This window comes from Mycobacterium sp. 23, from assembly GCF_048287075.1.
Lineage (GTDB): Bacteria > Actinomycetota > Actinomycetes > Mycobacteriales > Mycobacteriaceae > Mycobacterium > Mycobacterium gordonae_B.
Genome location: NZ_JBLVUX010000005.1, coordinates 816,254 through 830,840 on the forward strand (window position 1 = coordinate 816,254; position 14,587 = coordinate 830,840).

General features: G+C 67.0%; 13 protein-coding genes. 6 read left to right on the forward strand and 7 right to left on the reverse strand.

Annotated features, from left to right (window positions below; genetic code table 11):
- Positions 1 to 65: 65 nt before the first annotated feature.
- From ACNQS7_RS04950 to ACNQS7_RS04960, 3 genes are all read left to right on the forward strand, one after another.
- Positions 66 to 2,612 (forward strand): FHA domain-containing protein, encoded by a 2,547-nt coding sequence (locus ACNQS7_RS04950; protein ID WP_418011681.1) that lies wholly within the window; start codon positions 66 to 68, stop codon positions 2,610 to 2,612.
- A gap of 75 nt (positions 2,613 to 2,687) precedes the next feature.
- The gene (locus ACNQS7_RS04955; protein WP_418011682.1) at positions 2,688 to 3,128 is read left to right on the forward strand and encodes a DUF402 domain-containing protein; all 441 of its coding nucleotides are present in this window, start codon (positions 2,688 to 2,690) and stop codon (positions 3,126 to 3,128) included.
- A gap of 57 nt (positions 3,129 to 3,185) precedes the next feature.
- A complete protein-coding gene (locus ACNQS7_RS04960) occupies positions 3,186 to 3,662 on the forward strand; it encodes a DNA polymerase ligase N-terminal domain-containing protein (protein ID WP_418011683.1) in 477 nt (158 codons plus the stop codon).
- 6 nt (positions 3,663 to 3,668) lie between these two features.
- Here ACNQS7_RS04960 and ACNQS7_RS04965 read toward each other — a convergent pair whose 3' ends face one another.
- The gene (locus tag ACNQS7_RS04965) at positions 3,669 to 4,118 is read right to left on the reverse strand and encodes a hypothetical protein (protein WP_418011684.1); all 450 of its coding nucleotides are present in this window, start codon (positions 4,116 to 4,118) and stop codon (positions 3,669 to 3,671) included.
- 37 nt (positions 4,119 to 4,155) lie between these two features.
- Between ACNQS7_RS04965 and ACNQS7_RS04970 the strand changes: the two genes are divergently transcribed.
- Positions 4,156 to 4,839, forward strand: coding sequence for a TetR/AcrR family transcriptional regulator (locus tag ACNQS7_RS04970; RefSeq protein WP_418011685.1), 684 nt, complete (start codon positions 4,156 to 4,158; stop codon positions 4,837 to 4,839).
- Here the strand turns inward: ACNQS7_RS04970 and ACNQS7_RS04975 are convergent.
- The 6 genes from ACNQS7_RS04975 to ACNQS7_RS05000 form a co-directional block, all read right to left on the reverse strand.
- On the reverse strand, positions 4,822 to 5,781 hold the full coding sequence (locus tag ACNQS7_RS04975) for a DUF2889 domain-containing protein (protein WP_418011686.1): 960 nt from the start codon (positions 5,779 to 5,781) through the stop codon (positions 4,822 to 4,824). The two genes, ACNQS7_RS04970 and ACNQS7_RS04975, sit on opposite strands and share 18 nt — an antisense overlap.
- 37 nt (positions 5,782 to 5,818) lie before the next feature.
- Positions 5,819 to 7,033 (reverse strand): dephospho-CoA kinase, encoded by a 1,215-nt coding sequence (gene coaE, locus ACNQS7_RS04980; RefSeq protein ID WP_418011687.1) that lies wholly within the window; start codon positions 7,031 to 7,033, stop codon positions 5,819 to 5,821.
- A gap of 10 nt (positions 7,034 to 7,043) precedes the next feature.
- Entirely contained in the window at positions 7,044 to 8,489 is a 1,446-nt protein-coding gene (gene rpsA, locus ACNQS7_RS04985; RefSeq protein ID WP_055579150.1) for a 30S ribosomal protein S1, read from the reverse strand.
- 113 nt (positions 8,490 to 8,602) lie between these two features.
- On the reverse strand, positions 8,603 to 9,556 hold the full coding sequence (locus ACNQS7_RS04990; protein WP_418011688.1) for a lysophospholipid acyltransferase family protein: 954 nt from the start codon (positions 9,554 to 9,556) through the stop codon (positions 8,603 to 8,605).
- 28 nt (positions 9,557 to 9,584) lie between these two features.
- Complete coding sequence (gene polA, locus ACNQS7_RS04995) at positions 9,585 to 12,251, reverse strand: DNA polymerase I (protein ID WP_418015883.1); 2,667 nt, start codon at positions 12,249 to 12,251, stop codon at positions 9,585 to 9,587.
- A gap of 97 nt (positions 12,252 to 12,348) precedes the next feature.
- Entirely contained in the window at positions 12,349 to 12,636 is a 288-nt protein-coding gene (locus ACNQS7_RS05000; RefSeq protein WP_418011689.1) for a putative quinol monooxygenase, read from the reverse strand.
- Between the two features lie 140 nt (positions 12,637 to 12,776).
- Here ACNQS7_RS05000 and ACNQS7_RS05005 point away from each other — a divergent pair, with 140 nt between their 5' ends.
- Together ACNQS7_RS05005 and ACNQS7_RS05010 are read left to right on the forward strand one after the other, a co-directional pair.
- Entirely contained in the window at positions 12,777 to 13,220 is a 444-nt protein-coding gene (locus ACNQS7_RS05005; RefSeq protein WP_418011690.1) for a Zn-ribbon domain-containing OB-fold protein, read from the forward strand.
- Positions 13,211 to 14,419: a lipid-transfer protein gene (locus ACNQS7_RS05010; protein ID WP_197419893.1), complete on the forward strand. Its 1,209-nt coding sequence runs from the start codon at positions 13,211 to 13,213 to the stop codon at positions 14,417 to 14,419. The genes ACNQS7_RS05005 and ACNQS7_RS05010 overlap by 10 nt, the downstream gene beginning before the upstream one ends.
- Positions 14,420 to 14,587 lie beyond the last annotated feature (168 nt).

Here is a 14,587-nt window from a genome sequence, read left to right on the forward strand (position 1 = left end):
GGACACATAGGAACGTCACAGCTGGGACACAACCAGCAACGTGCGAGCGGGCTAATCTGGGAGTGGTGAGTCGACCAACCCCGCCGGCCCTGACGATTCGGCACGACGGGTCCCAACGTTCCTTCGCCCCGGGGTATGAGGTGGTCGTCGGGCGCGATCTGCACGCCGATCTCCGCATCCCGGACCCCCGTATCTCCCGCGCGCACCTGATCCTGCGCTTCGACCAGGGTCGCTGGCTGGCGATCGACAACGGCTCGCTGAACGGCACCTACGTCAACGGTTACCGGATGCCCGTCGTCGACATCCACGACGGCCAGAGCATCAACGTCGGCAATCCCGCCGGGCCAAGGCTCACCTTCGAGGTCGGGCGGCAGCGGGGGCCGGCGGGCCGGCCACCCAGCACCTTCAACAATGGGGCCCGTCACGACAGCGGGCCGCCCACCCTGGCATGGTCGGTGGGCCCACCGCGTCCGGCGCCACCGCCGCCCAACGGGCGTCCAGTCCCGCCGCCGCCCAGGCGCCCGCCGGCCCCACCGATGCCGCCCGAGGAAGTCACCACCGTCAACGCCGGGCCGCCGCCCGCTGAACTCACGGTCATCGACGCCAAATCCGCGGACGTATCGGGCCTGGCCACCCGCATGGTCAGAATCCTGTCGCCGCGCTCGGGCGCGATCTCCGGGGCCCCGAAGTCGACCGGCGCCATCACGATCGGCCGCGCGAACGACAACGACATCGTCGTGTCCGACGTGCTGGCCAGCCGTCAGCACGCGACGCTGCGCACCACGCCGCTGGGCACCGAGATCCAGGACCGTAGCGTCAACGGAACCTTCGTCAACGGCACCAGGGTCGGTTCGGCGATCCTGTCTCACGGTGACGTGGTCACCATCGGCAACGTCGACCTGCAGTTCAGCGACGGCACCCTCGTTCCGCGCAATGAAACCGCAAGCCGCACCGGTGGTCTCGAGGTACGCGGGGTCGACTACACCGTCGACAACGGCAAACAGCTGCTGCACGGCATCTCCCTGACCGCCCGGCCCGGAACGCTGACCGCCGTCATCGGCGGGTCGGGCGCCGGAAAAAGCACACTGGCCCGGCTCGTCGCCGGGTACGCTCGCCCGAGTAAGGGCTCGGTCAGCTTCGAAGGTCATGACGTACACGGGGAGTATGCGTCGTTGCGCAGCAAGATCGGCATGGTCCCGCAGGACGACGTCGTGCACCGGCAGCTGACCGTGCACCAGGCGCTCGGTTACGCCGCCGAGCTCCGCCTGCCACCGGACACCAGCAAATCCGACCGCGCCCGGGTGGTGGCCCAGGTTCTCGAAGAACTCGATCTCACCAAACACGCCGACACCCGGGTGGACAAGCTCTCCGGGGGGCAGCGCAAACGGGCCTCGGTGGCGCTCGAACTGCTCACCGGACCGTCGCTGCTCATCCTCGACGAGCCGACGTCGGGCCTGGACCCAGCACTCGACCACCAGGTGATGATGATGCTGCGTCAACTGGCCGACGCCGGCCGGGTGGTGATCGTTGTCACGCATATGTTGTCCTACCTCGACATCTGCGATCAGCTGCTGCTGGTGGCACCCGGGGGTAAGACGGCGTACTGCGGTCCGCCCGACCAGATCGGTGGCGCGATGGGCACCACCAACTGGGCCAAGATATTCAGCCAGGTGGGTGCCGACCCGGCCGAAGCCAACCGCCGATTCCTGGAACGCAGTCAGTCACAGGAACGGCCAGGGCCGGACTCGGCCCCCGCTGACCTGGGTGAACCGGTCCACACCAGCGTGCGCCGGCAGATCTCGACCGTCGCCCGCCGCCAGGTTCGGTTGGTGGTCGCCGACCGCGCCTACTTCGTGTTCCTGGCACTGTTGCCGTTCATCCTCGGCGCCCTGTCGCTGACGGTGCCCGGCTCGAACGGATTCCGGGCGGTCGGCGAGCACGGCGGCACTCCGGACGAATCCGCGCAGATCCTGAACCTGCTGCTGCTGGCCGCGGCATTCATGGGCACCGCCCTGACGATTCGCGACCTGGTCGGTGAGCGGGCGATCTTCCAGCGCGAACAAGCGGTGGGTTTGTCGACGACGGCGTACCTGCTGGCCAAGACGGCGGTGTTCTGTGTGTTCGCGGTGCTGCAGGCCGCGATCGCCAGCGCCATCGTCGTCGTAGGCAAGGGTGCACCGACCCGGGGCGGGTTGGTGCTGGGGCACGGGAACGGCGCAGCCACCTTCGAGTTGTTCTTTACCGTGGCCGCTACCTGCGTGGCCTCGGCGCTGCTGGGTCTGGGCATCTCGGCGATGGTCCGTTCCACTGAACAGATCATGCCGCTGTTCGTGGTGTCGATCATGGCGCAGCTCGTGCTGTGCGGTGGAATGGTGCCGGTAACCAATCGGATTGTGTTGGAACAGGTTTCTACGGTGGTGCCGGCACGGTGGGGCTATGCCGCGGCCGCGTCGACGGTCGATGTGCGGTCGCTGGTGCCCGGCTCGCTGGTCCCGCAGGACAGGTTCTGGCAGCACACATCCAAGGTCTGGTTGCTGGACATGGGTATGCTGGCCGCGCTGTCGGTGTTCTACGCCTGCTTTGTCCGCTGGAAATTGCGTCTTCGTAGGTAGAGTGACTTCATCCATGCTCCGAAGCACGAGACGTTCGACCTGGCCGCCCGCACCAACACCGATCCGAAGGGCATCGTGCGGGCGGTCGACCAGTACGTCGTGCATCCGTGGGGTCTCTATCTGGCTCGCCCGACACCGGGCCGTGAGCAATTCCACTACCTGGAGTCCTGGCTGCTGCCGTCGCTCGGGTTGCGCACCACGGTGTTTCACTTCAACCCGGGCCATGAGCGCGACCACGACTTCTACCTCGACATCGGTGAATACACACCCGGTCGCACGGTGTGGCGTTCGGAGGACCACTACCTCGACATCGAGGTGAGCACCGGTAACGGCGCGAATTTGGCCGACGTCGACGAGTTGTTGGACGCCGTGCACCAGGGACTGCTGAGTCAGGACGTCGCCGAACTGGCGATCCGGCGCGCCGTCACAGTCATCGATGGGTTGGCCCGCAACGCATATGACCTGGCCGGTTGGTTGGCAGGTAACGGGATGGCGCTCACCTGGCGGGACGCGTAGGCGAAAGTGTAATCAGTTCAACAGTTTTCCGGACCAGCACTCGGGTATGCAACTGTCATGTCCTTAACCAACTATGAGCAAGGTGGCCGACATCGACGACAGCGCCGCGCTCCTGTTGACGGGCCGTGCTTCGTCGTTCAGCACCGACTGGCACGCAGCGACCACTACGACTTCCGGCTGGAAATCGACGGAGTGTTGGTGTCGTGGACCATATCCGACGGCCCGTCGGCGAGTCCCGCGGATCAGCGGATGGCCCGGCGCGCCGAAGACCATCCCCTTGACTATGCGGCTTTCGAGGGTGTGATGCCCGAGGGCCGGCACGGCCCCGACAGCGTAATCGTCTGGGACCACGGCACATACGCCAACGGAACCCACCACGACATGTCCAAGGGCCTTGCTTGCGGCCATGTTTCATTCGACCTGCGGGGCGACAAGATGCGCGGACGCTACGCCATGACCCGGATCCGCGGGGGTGACGAGGAAACGTGGCTGCTGGTCAAACGCCGCGAAGAAAGCGTGCACAGCCTTTCCTGACCCGCGTCAGCCCGCCAGGCGCCGCACCAGTTTGCGCCAACGCCGCTGCCGATACCGGTAGATCCCGTTCGCGATCGTCGCGACGGCACCGGTGAGAACGCCCGCGTCGATGTCGACGGTGTCGCTGTAGCGGCACGAATTCTCTTGCAGCGCTTCGACGTGCAGGGTGTGGTTCCAAGTCTTCAGGACCCCGCCGTGCTCCCGGGTGCGGATCGTGCCGGTCGCCTCGTCCACCGCGGTGACCTCAATCGTGTGCCGGTAGGCGGGAATGACGTGGAAGGCCATCAGCCATCCCGTACCGCGCTCACCCTGCCGCAGAGACTCGGTGCGCCCGGCGAGCGCAGGGAACCCCAGCAAGCCCCTGCACACGTAGAGAAATGTGGCCGGAGAGAGCATCGCCGACCACACGCGGTCGGCGCTGGTGGGCAGAGTGGTTTCCACATGAACGGTGCGCACGGCGGGCTCCTCGGATAGTAGTTAGGGTAACCTAATTTTGCGGCCATCCGGGTCGCGTGACTACTCGCTTTCACCCAGGAGGCGGACGATCACTCCGACAGACCGATTTCGGCAGCGCAAGCAGCCTCAACAGGAACGGGCAGCGCAGACCCGGCGACGCATCCTCGATGCGGCTGCTCAGGTTTTCGCCGAGCACGGCTACGCCGCGGGGACCACCAACCGCATCGCCGAACAAGCCGGGCTGTCGATCGGGTCCCTCTATCAGTACTTTCCCAACAAGGACGCGGTGCTGCGGGCCCTGATGGACGCGCACGTAGACGCGGGATCGACGTTACTGCGCGAACGTCTGGCCGGCGGCCTGCCACCGCGGCTCGACGACACCCTCCGACTGTTCGTACGTGCGGCCATCGACAACCATCGAGACAACCCGCGCCTGCACCGCGTGCTGTTCGAGGAAGCCCCCCGCGCGCCGGCGTTTCTGGAGCGGCTGCGCGAACTGGAACGGTTCGGTGTGGACGTGGCGGCCCGGCTGCTCGAGCAGCACCCCGCCGTCCGCACCGGCCCGATGACCGCGCACATCGTCGTCGCGACGGTCGACTCACTGGTGCACCGCCTCGTCACCGCGCCCGATGCGGCGGACCTGCAGGATGTCGAAAACGAGATCGTTCTCGTGCTCATGGGCTATCTGGACCGGCCGAGCAGGTTATCGACGCGGAAGTAAGGCTTCCAGGTCGGCAATCGCGCGCAGCGTGTCGTTGAGGTGCGTGCACGTGCTGGTGCCGACGAATTCGCCGCGCACGCGGTCGCGCAACTCGGCGAGCGCCATGCCCGTGATCCGCGAAGCGCTTCCGATGGCCCCGGGGCATTCCTGCCACGGCAGCACGCGCACTTCGGCGACGACCGAGGTGATGGTCCGCGCTGACGTGTCGACGCTGCCTGCCACGGTGTATTCGTGCACGATCGTCTCGACGCGGTCGTCGTCCATATGGGAATCACGGAAGTGCGCGTCAAACTTCGCACCACCATCGGCGACCGGCCATACATCGAGGCGACGGAACCTGCGCATGCCCCGGGCCCGCAGCGGCTCCACCTGGTGCAGGCCGTCCATCGGTGGTGCCACCGGACCTCGGCCGGTCGGGATGAGGTCGTGCTGTCGCGTGTATCGGATCAAAGACGCCTCAGGAGCGAAACCCGCGCAGATCCCGGACATGCGGTCCGCCACGCCGGGCGGCATCTTCTCCTCGACGCCCAGGACGATCGCCGCGTGCTGGGTGGCATATCCCGACACCAGTGCCGCCCCCACCCAGTCATCAAGCAGCAGGTGAAGCAGACTGGACCGCTCAACCTCTTCGGGAAAGAGCGTCTCGACCGTCGACCTGAACCCGCGTCCGACCCGACGACCTCGCAGCTGTTGCAGTGCGGGGGCCCGCGACGTGGCGGAGATCTCCTCGATGACGTTATCCACCAGGCGCGCACCGACGCGAACCTCGCCGAGCACATCGGCGCCGTCCATGTCGCGAGCCCGGAGATCCGCGATCGATCCGCGCTCCTCGTCCGGATGGGTGTCGATGGTGCTGGTGCGTCGCCGCCTGCCCCCCACCAGCGGGGGCGCCTCGCAGGCGACGGGCCGCCGCGGTCCCAGGATGTCCGTGACAAACGGCATGAAATTGACGGTACCGTGGCCCGGAAGCCCTGCGGAGCTAGGGCTTCCAGCCGGTGGCGTCAGCCCACTCCCAGGCGCGCCGGTAGGCATCCAGAAACCAGGGTTCCTTGGCGCTCACGTAACGCACGATGTTGCCGTCACCGGTCGCGTCGGCCGCCCGCTTGACTTTCAGATAATCCTCGCGCACAACAGGATTCGCCTTCAGCCAGTCGACGAACAGCAGCGCGAACTGCTGATTGGGCCAGCCGGCCACCCGGATGTGCACGTTGGTGGGCCGGCCGGGATCGGCCGACGCGTGAATCCGCTTGTGCCACAACGCGGGATCGTCGCTGTGATCGAAGCCGGGAACAGTGCTGCGGGCATCGGTCTTGGCGGCGTCCTGGGTGATGTGCTCGAGGCGCGGGTAACCGGCGGATAGCAGCGGCTCGGCGAGTTCGTCTGCCACATCCAGCGATTGGACGGTGATCTGGATGTCGATGACGTTCTTGGCGTCCATCTCCGCGACCGCGGTGGAGCCGATGTGGTCCACCCGCAACGCGCGGTGGCCGCAGGCGGTATTCAAGCGGTTGACGATGCGGCGCGCCTGATCCGGCCACGTCGGGTCGGCCGGGGCCAACCGCGCCTCCGCGCGGGCGGGTTGACGCTCAGCCAGGTTGTGCGCGAACGGCAGGATGCGGTTGTGCCATACGTCGCGGGCGCGTAGCACCAGATCTTCCTGACTGCCCGAATTGTCCAGCCAGATGTCGGCGACCGCACGACGTTGTTCGTCGGTAGCCTGCGCGGCGATGCGCGCACGGGCATCGTCCTCGGCCATCCCGCGTTGCTCGACCAGACGACGCATCCGCAGTTCGACGTCGGCGTGCACGATGACGACCAGCGGGAACAGCGGCGCCATCCCCGACTCCACCAACAACGGAATGTCTTCCACGACAACTGCATCCTCGTGGACTGCCTCGATGATCTCGGCGCGGCGCTTGGCGACCAGCGGATGCACGATGCCGTTCAGCTTCTTGCGCTCTTCCTCATCGGCAAATGCCTTGGCGGCCAAGGCAGGCCGGTCCAGGGCACCGTCGGGACGGAGAATGTCTTCACCGAAGGCGTCGACCAGCGACGCCAGTCCTTCGGTCCCTGGCTCGACCACCTCACGGGCGATGACATCCCCGTCCACGATGATTCCACCGCAGTCCGAGAAGGTCTTCGACAATGCCGATTTCCCGGCACCGATGCCACCGGTCAAACCGATGCGCAGCATCCTCGCGGAATTAAGCGCTGCCGGCGAGCTTTTCCCGCAGAGCCGCCAGCTGGGCGTCGCTGGCCAGCGACCCGCCCGCGGACTTCTCCGAGGAGCTGCTGCTCGACGAGGACTGACCGCCGCTGGCGTGATCCGCCGCCTCCGCCGCAGCGAACTTCTCCATCTGCGCGGTGTGCATCTTGTGCCGGCGCTCGGCCTCGGCGTAGCGGGCCTCCCACTCGTTGCGCTGCGTGTCGAAACCTTCGATCCACTCGTTGGTTTCGGCGTCGAAGCCCTCGGGGAAGATGTAGTTGCCCTGCTCGTCGTAGCTGTCGGCCATGCCGTACTTGGCGGGGTCGAACTCTTCGGTGTAGTCCTCGTTGGCCTGCTTGAGCGACAACGAGATACGGCGACGCTCCAGGTCGATGTCGATGACCTTGACCATCGCGTCGTCGCCGACGGCAACCACCTGGTCGGGCACCTCGACGTGGCGCTCGGCCAGCTCCGAGATGTGCACCAGACCCTCGATGCCCTCCTCGACGCGGACGAACGCACCGAAGGGGACCAGCTTGGTGACCTTGCCCGGCACGATCTGACCGATCGCGTGGGTGCGGGCGAAGTGGCGCCACGGGTCTTCCTGGGTCGCCTTGAGCGACAACGAAACCCGCTCGCGGTCCATGTCGACGTCGAGCACCTCGACGGTGACCTCGTCGCCCACCTGCACCACCTCGGACGGGTGGTCGATGTGCTTCCAGGACAGCTCGGAGACGTGCACCAGGCCGTCGACCCCACCGAGGTCGACGAAGGCGCCGAAGTTGACGATGGAGGAGACGACACCCTTGCGGATGGTGCCCTTCTGCAGCTGGTTCAAGAATTCGCTGCGCACCTCGGACTGCGTCTGCTCCAGCCAGGCGCGGCGCGACAGCACCACGTTGTTGCGGTTCTTGTCCAGCTCGATGATCTTGGCTTCGATCTCCTTGCCGATGTACGGCTGCAGATCGCGGACGCGGCGCATCTCGACCAGCGAGGCGGGCAGGAAGCCGCGCAGCCCGATGTCGAGGATCAGGCCACCCTTGACGACCTCGATGACGGTGCCCTTGACGGCCTCGTCCTTCTCCTTGAGCTCCTCGATGGTGCCCCAGGCGCGCTCGTACTGCGCACGCTTCTTGGAGAGGATGAGCCGGCCCTCTTTGTCCTCTTTGGTGAGAACCAGGGCCTCGACCTCGTCACCGACGGAAACGACCTCGTTGGGGTCGACGTCGTGCTTGATGGAGAGTTCGCGGGCGGGGATGACCCCTTCGGTCTTGTAGCCGATGTCGAGGAGCACCTCGTCCCGGTCCACTTTGACGATGGTTCCCTCGACGATGTCGCCATCGTTGAAGTACTTGATCGTTTTGTCTATTGCGGCGAGAAAGTCCTCGCTGGTGCCAATGTCGTTGACGGCTACTTGCGGCGAGGTGACGGTGGGACTCGGCATATTGTTGGGTTGCTCCGGACAGGGTTCATCGAAGGGACATTTGGGTTTACCCATTGAGGCTACTCGACGGTGCGCAAGCTGGACAAACTCGCCCCCCACCGAAGCCGGGACCGTTACCGCCGGCGCCCGATCGAATCCGACACCAGCCCCCCGGGCATCAACCACTGTTGCGGCTCGCGCTCGATGAACAGTGCGATCGCGTCGGCCACTTGCTGCGATGTCTCTTGTACCGCGTCTCGCACGTTCTGGTCGTCCCCGCCGAGCGGGACCTCGGCGGGTATCGGCTGGCCGAACACGGGTTCACGCTGGTGTTTGTGCTGGAATACCGCGCCTGGGACGATCAGGGCGCCGGTACGCAGGGCCAGCAGGGCCGGTCCCGGGCCGATCGGGCGTTTGATGCCGGCCAGATCGACCTCGATTCCGTTACCGCCTCCTTCGCGGGCCCGGAAGTAGTCGCCGGCGATCGCGACGATCCGGCCACGCCGGATGGCATCGGCCATTGCCCCGGTGATGCTGCCTCCCCCGGTGCGGTCGACGACGATGAGCTCGAGCCCGGCCTTCTGTGCGCCGCGGGTGATCACCCACTGCATCAGGGCACGCTGCCGGTTGGCGACAACCGTGGTCGGCAACCCGTTGAGCGCCAGCACAATCGGCAGGGCGGCGTAGGAGCCCAGGTGTGGAAAGGCGACGATGGCGCCGACACCTGCGGGGCGGCCGGCATCGAGCGCCTCGTGCAGCGGCGCCGGGTCGGCGATGTGGAAGCGCCGCCGCGCGACCGAATGGGGTGCGGCGAGGAACCAGATCGCGTCGTTGGCGTTGCGGACCAGTGCTCGATACATCGCCCGGACCGGCTGCCACTTGCGGGTGGAGAACTGCGCCGTCGGGTCCACGTTGTCGCGGAAATCCTGCAGCACGTTCAGATGCTGGGCACGCCCCCGCCAGTACACGAAGCGCGCCACCACGGCCAGAAACGCGTCAGCCACCGGGGCCGGCAGCAGGGCGAACACTTTCGACGCCACCATCAGCGGGTAACGCGCGAGCGGGCGGCGCTCCGCGGCATCCGACATCTCAGCAGTCTAAATTCCGGAAACGCCTTTAATGCGCGGCGGCGTCCCAGCTGCGGCCGTAGCCGACCGACACCTCCAGCGGCACGTCGAGCGGGTAGGCCCCGCCCATTTTGTCGCGAACCAATGCCTCGAGTTCCTCGCGCTCCCCAGGGGCGATCTCGAACAGCAATTCGTCGTGGACCTGCAGCAGCATCCGCGACGCCAGGCCGCTGGCTTTGATCGCCTTGTCCACTTCGATCATCGCCACCTTGATGATGTCGGCGGCGCTGCCCTGGATCGGCGCATTGAGCGCTGCCCGTTCGGCGGCCTCGCGCACCTGGCGGTTGCTGCTGTCCAGCTCGGGCAGGTAGCGGCGCCGGCCGAGCACCGTCGAGGTGTAACCGTCCTTGCGTGCCTGTTCGACGACGGCCAGCAGATAGTCGCGCACCCCGCCGAATCGGGCGAAGTACTGGTCCATCTGCTCCTTGGCCTCCTCGGTGGAGATCTTGAGCTGGGCCGACAGACCGTAGGCGCTGAGCCCGTAGGCCAGGCCGTAGGACATCGCCTTCACCCGGCGCCGCAATTCTCCGGTGACCTCACCGATCGGGACCCCGAAGGCCCGGGAGGCGACGAACGAGTGCAGGTCTTCGCCGGTGTTGAAGGCCTCGATCAGTCCCTCGTCACGGGACAGATGCGCCATGATCCGCATCTCGATCTGGCTGTAGTCGGCGGTCATCAGCTCGGCGTACTCGCCCGAGCCCACGACGAACGCGTCGCGGATCTGCCGTCCGGCGTCCGTGCGGATCGGGATGTTCTGCAGGTTCGGCTCGGTGGAGGAAAGCCGGCCGGTCGCGGCGATCGTCTGGTTGAACGTGGTGTGAATGCGCCCGTCGGCGGCCACCGAGTTCAGCAATCCGTCCACGGTCACCTTGAGCCGCGTGACGTCGCGGTGGGTCAGCAGATGCTGCAGGAACGGGTGGCCGGTCTTGTCGAACAGGGATTGCAGAGCGTCGGCGTCGGTGGTGTAGCCGGTCTTGGTGCGCTTGGTCTTGGGCATGCCGAGCTCGTCGAACAGCACCACCTGCAGCTGTTTGGGCGAGCCCAGGTTGATCTGTTTGCCGATGACGGCGTAGGCGGCCTCGGCCGCGTCCCGAATCTCGTCGCCGAACTGGCTTTGCAGCTCGGTGAGCATGTTCAGGTCGACCGCGATGCCGACGCTTTCCATCCCGGCCAGCACCCGCTGCACAGGCAGCTCCATCTCGCCCAGCAACGCGGTGGAGTCGATCCGGTCCAGCTCGGCATCGAGGGCATCGGCGAGGTCGATTACGGCCCGAGCTCGCAGGATCGCGGTCTGCACGGCCTGGTCGTCGGTGCCGTCGGAGTCGTCGAGCAACGAAAGTTGTTGTTGCTCAGTGGTTTCCGCACGTAGCTCACGTCTGAGGTACCGCAGCGACAGGTCGTCGAGGGTAAAGCTGCGCTGCCCGGGCCGCACCAGGTAGGCGGCCAGCGCGGTGTCGGACGTGACCCCCTCCAGCGACCAGCCGCGGCCGCGCAGGTCATGGATGGCCAACTTGGCCTCGTGCAGGGCCTTGGGTTTGTCCGGATCGGCCAGCCAGGCTGCCAGCGCCGCGTCATCCTCGGGTGTCAGGGTGGCGGTCTCGATGTAGGCGCCGTCGCCGTCGGCGGCGGCGATGGCCAGCGCGGTGGCGTCGCCGCCGTGCGGGAGGTGCGTGCCCACCACCGTCAAGCCGGACCTGCGGCCGTCGCCGGCATGCTCGGCAAGCCACTGCCCGACGGTGCCCGGCTCCAGGGCGCCGCCGCGCACGTCGAAGCCTTCGTCTACCTCGGGTTCGACGGCGGCCAGCGTGTCGAACAGCCGGTCCCGCAGCACCCGGAACTCGAGGTCGTCGAAGAGCCGGTGAATGTGGTCGCGGTCCCAGGGCTGCAGCCGCAGCGTGTCCGGCGTCTGCGCCAGCGGCACGTCCTTGACCAGCTCAGTGAGCTCCCGGTTCAGGACGACGTTGGCCACATGGGCCCGCAACGCGTCCCCGACCTTGCCGCGCACCGATTCGACGTTGTCGACCAGACCCTGCAGCGAGCCATACTCGATGATCCACTTCGACGCCGTCTTCTCCCCCACCCCGGGAATGCCCGGCAGGTTGTCGCTGGGGTCGCCGCGCAGCGCGGCGAAGTCGGGGTACTGCGTCGGGGTCAGACCGTATTTCTCGACGACGGCCTCGGGAGTGAAGCGGGTGAGTTCACTGACACCTTTGCGCGGGTAGAGCACCGTGACGTCGTCGCTGACCAGTTGCAGCGAGTCACGGTCGCCGGTCACCACCAGCACCCGGTAGCCCTCGTTCTCGGCCTGGGTGGCCAGCGTGGCGATGATGTCGTCGGCTTCGAATCCGGCCTCGGCCAGCACCGTGATGCCCAGGGCGTTGAGCACCTCTTTGGTGATGTCGATCTGGCCGTGGAACTCATCCGGGGTCGAGGATCGGTTCGCCTTGTATTCGGGGTAGCGCTCGGAACGGAACGTCTGCCGGGACACGTCGAATGCCGCGGCGATGTGCGTCGGCGCCTCGTCGCGCAGCAGGTTGATCAGCATGGCGGTGAAGCCGTACACGGCGTTGGTAGTCAGCCCGCCCCGCGTTTTGAAGTTCTCCGCGGGCAGCGCGTAGAAGGCCCGGAACGCCAGGGAGTTGCCGTCGAGCAGCATCAGGGTGGGCTTGTCGTTGGTGGTGTCGGCGGGATTCGCCGCGGCGGCTGCGGTCCGTGCTGGGCTCACGGCCCTACTCTAGGCACCGCCGCTGACATCAGAGCAGGCGCCGCTCGGCGGCCACGTCGTACTCACAGACGCAGCCGGAAACTATCGCGTCTTGTTGATCGCCGCTCGGTCCGCTGCCGCGAAAGGCGTCGACGGCGGCCTGCGACTCCCACCGTTCGATGATGTTGACGCGACCCGGATCGAGCGGGTCGGCGCTGATCGCGAAATCCAGGCAGCCCGCTGTCTGACGGGCCAGCCGGATCACTTCCCGGCAATTGGCCAGGTAGTTGTCCCGGCTCGCGGGGTCGACGACGATGAAGCCCGCGACGATCACCATGAAACGCTCCTCCGTGTGCGTGGTCAGTTTCCCGTTATGACCGCTTGCGCCCGCCGATCTCATCGGGTGACCGGCGAGTCGGCGACCCGGTGACTGGAACACGTTTCAGTTTTCCGGCCCCCGTTGAGTAATCTGGCCTGGTGCCAGAGGTCACCAGCCAAGAACCGGCCATCGACGGGTGGTTCGCCACCGATGAAGCCGGACAGCCCCACCTGATCGGCAGCAAGTGCCCCGCGTGCGGCACTTACGTCTTCCCGCCGCGCGAGAACAACTGCCCGAACCCGGGCTGCTCCAGCGACTCGTTGGAGTCGGTGGAGTTGTCGCGGCGCGGGAAGCTGTGGAGCTATACCGAAAACCGGTACCCGCCGCCGGCGCCCTACCCCGCCGCGGACCCGTTCGAGCCGTTCGCCATCGCCGCCGTCGAACTCGCCGACGAGGGAATCATCGTGCTGGGCAAGGTGATTGAGGGCACCCTTGCCGAGGACCTGAAGGTCGGCATGGAGATGGAGCTGGCAACCATGACCCTGTTCACGGACAACGACGGCGTCGAACGCATCGTGCACGCGTGGAAGGTCTGCTCATGAGTGCTCCCGAACCGCTCTACATCCTCGGCGCGGGCATGCACCCGTGGGGCAAGTGGGGCCGCGACTTCACCGAATACGGCGTGGTCGCCGCCCGTGCGGCACTGGCCGAGGCCGGGCTGGACTGGCGACAGATCCAGTTGGTCGCCGGGGCCGACACCATCCGCAACGGCTACCCGGGCTTCATCGCCGGGTCGACGTTCGCGCAGAAGCTCGGCTGGAACGGGGTGCCGGTCAGCTCCAGCTACGCCGCGTGCGCCAGCGGCTCGCAGGCCCTGCAAAGTGCCCGCGCGCACATCCTGGCGGGTTTCTGCGACGTCGCGCTGGTCATCGGCGCGGACACCACGCCTAAGGGCGCCTTCGCGCCGGTGGGCGGGGAGCGCAAGAACGACCCGGACTGGCAGCGGTTCCACCTGATCGGCGCCATGAACCCGGTCTACTTCGCGCTGCTGGCGCGGCGCCGGATGGACCTCTATGGCGCAACGTCCGAGGACTTCGCTCAGGTCAAGGTCAAGAACTCCCAGCACGGCCTGCAGAACCCGAATGCCCGCTACCGCAAGGAATCCTCGGTGGAGGACGTGCTGGCCAGCCCGGTGGTCTCCGACCCGCTGCGCCAGCTCGACATCTGCGCCACGTCCGACGGCGCCGCGGCGCTGATCGTGGCCAGCGCGGATTTCGCCCGCAAGCACCTGGGCTCGCTGGAGGGTGTGCCGTCGGTGCGCGCGGTCAGCACGGTGACTCCGCAGTACCCCCAGCACCTGCCTGAATTGCCGGATATCGCAACGGATTCCACCGCCGTGGTGCCCGCACCCGAGCGGGTGTTCAAGGACCAGATCCTCGATGCCGCCTACGCCGAGGCCGGCATCGGGCCGGAGGACGTCAGCATGGCTGAGGTGTACGACCTGTCCACTGCTCTGGAGCTCGACTGGTACGAGCATTTGGGGCTGTGCCCGAAGGGCGAAGCCGAGGCGCTACTGCGGTCCGGGGCAACGGCTTTGGGGGGCCGCGTTCCGGTCAACCCGTCGGGTGGCCTGGCGTGCTTCGGCGAGGCAATCCCAGCCCAGGCGATCGCTCAGGTCTGCGAGTTGACCTGGCAGTTGCGCGGTCAGGCGACGGGCCGGCAGGTGGAAGGTGCGCGCGTCGGCGTCACTGCGAACCAGGGGCTGTTCGGGCACGGCTCGTCGGTGATCGTCGCCCGCTAGCGCTTCGGCTTGCGCGCGGCGCGAGCGTCCCCAAAATGCCGCCACCTGCGGCGTGTCCGCGGCAAAACGCGGGCGCTCGCGGTGTCGGCGACCCCAGCCGTGCCCGGCGCCCGGCGCGAGCGTCCCCAAAATGCCGCCACCTGCGGCGTGTCCGCGGCAAAACGCGGG

Bases quoted from the DNA above. Each gene is read 5' to 3' on its own strand.
- ACNQS7_RS04960 (WP_418011683.1), top strand. From the start codon at position 3,186: ATGTCCTTAACCAACTATGAGCAAGGTGGCCGACATCGACGACAGCGC.
- ACNQS7_RS04975 (WP_418011686.1), bottom strand. From the start codon at position 5,781: ATGCCGTTTGTCACGGACATCCTGGGACCGCGGCGGCCCGTCGCCTGC.
- coaE (WP_418011687.1), bottom strand. From the start codon at position 7,033: ATGCTGCGCATCGGTTTGACCGGTGGCATCGGTGCCGGGAAATCGGCA.
- rpsA (WP_055579150.1), bottom strand. From the start codon at position 8,489: ATGCCGAGTCCCACCGTCACCTCGCCGCAAGTAGCCGTCAACGACATT.
- ACNQS7_RS04990 (WP_418011688.1), bottom strand. From the start codon at position 9,556: ATGTCGGATGCCGCGGAGCGCCGCCCGCTCGCGCGTTACCCGCTGATG.
- polA (WP_418015883.1), bottom strand. From the start codon at position 12,251: ATGCTGCTCGACGGCAACTCCCTGGCGTTCCGGGCCTTCTACGCGCTG.
- ACNQS7_RS05000 (WP_418011689.1), bottom strand. From the start codon at position 12,636: ATGGTGATCGTCGCGGGCTTCATCGTCGTCGACCCCGCGAGCCGGGAC.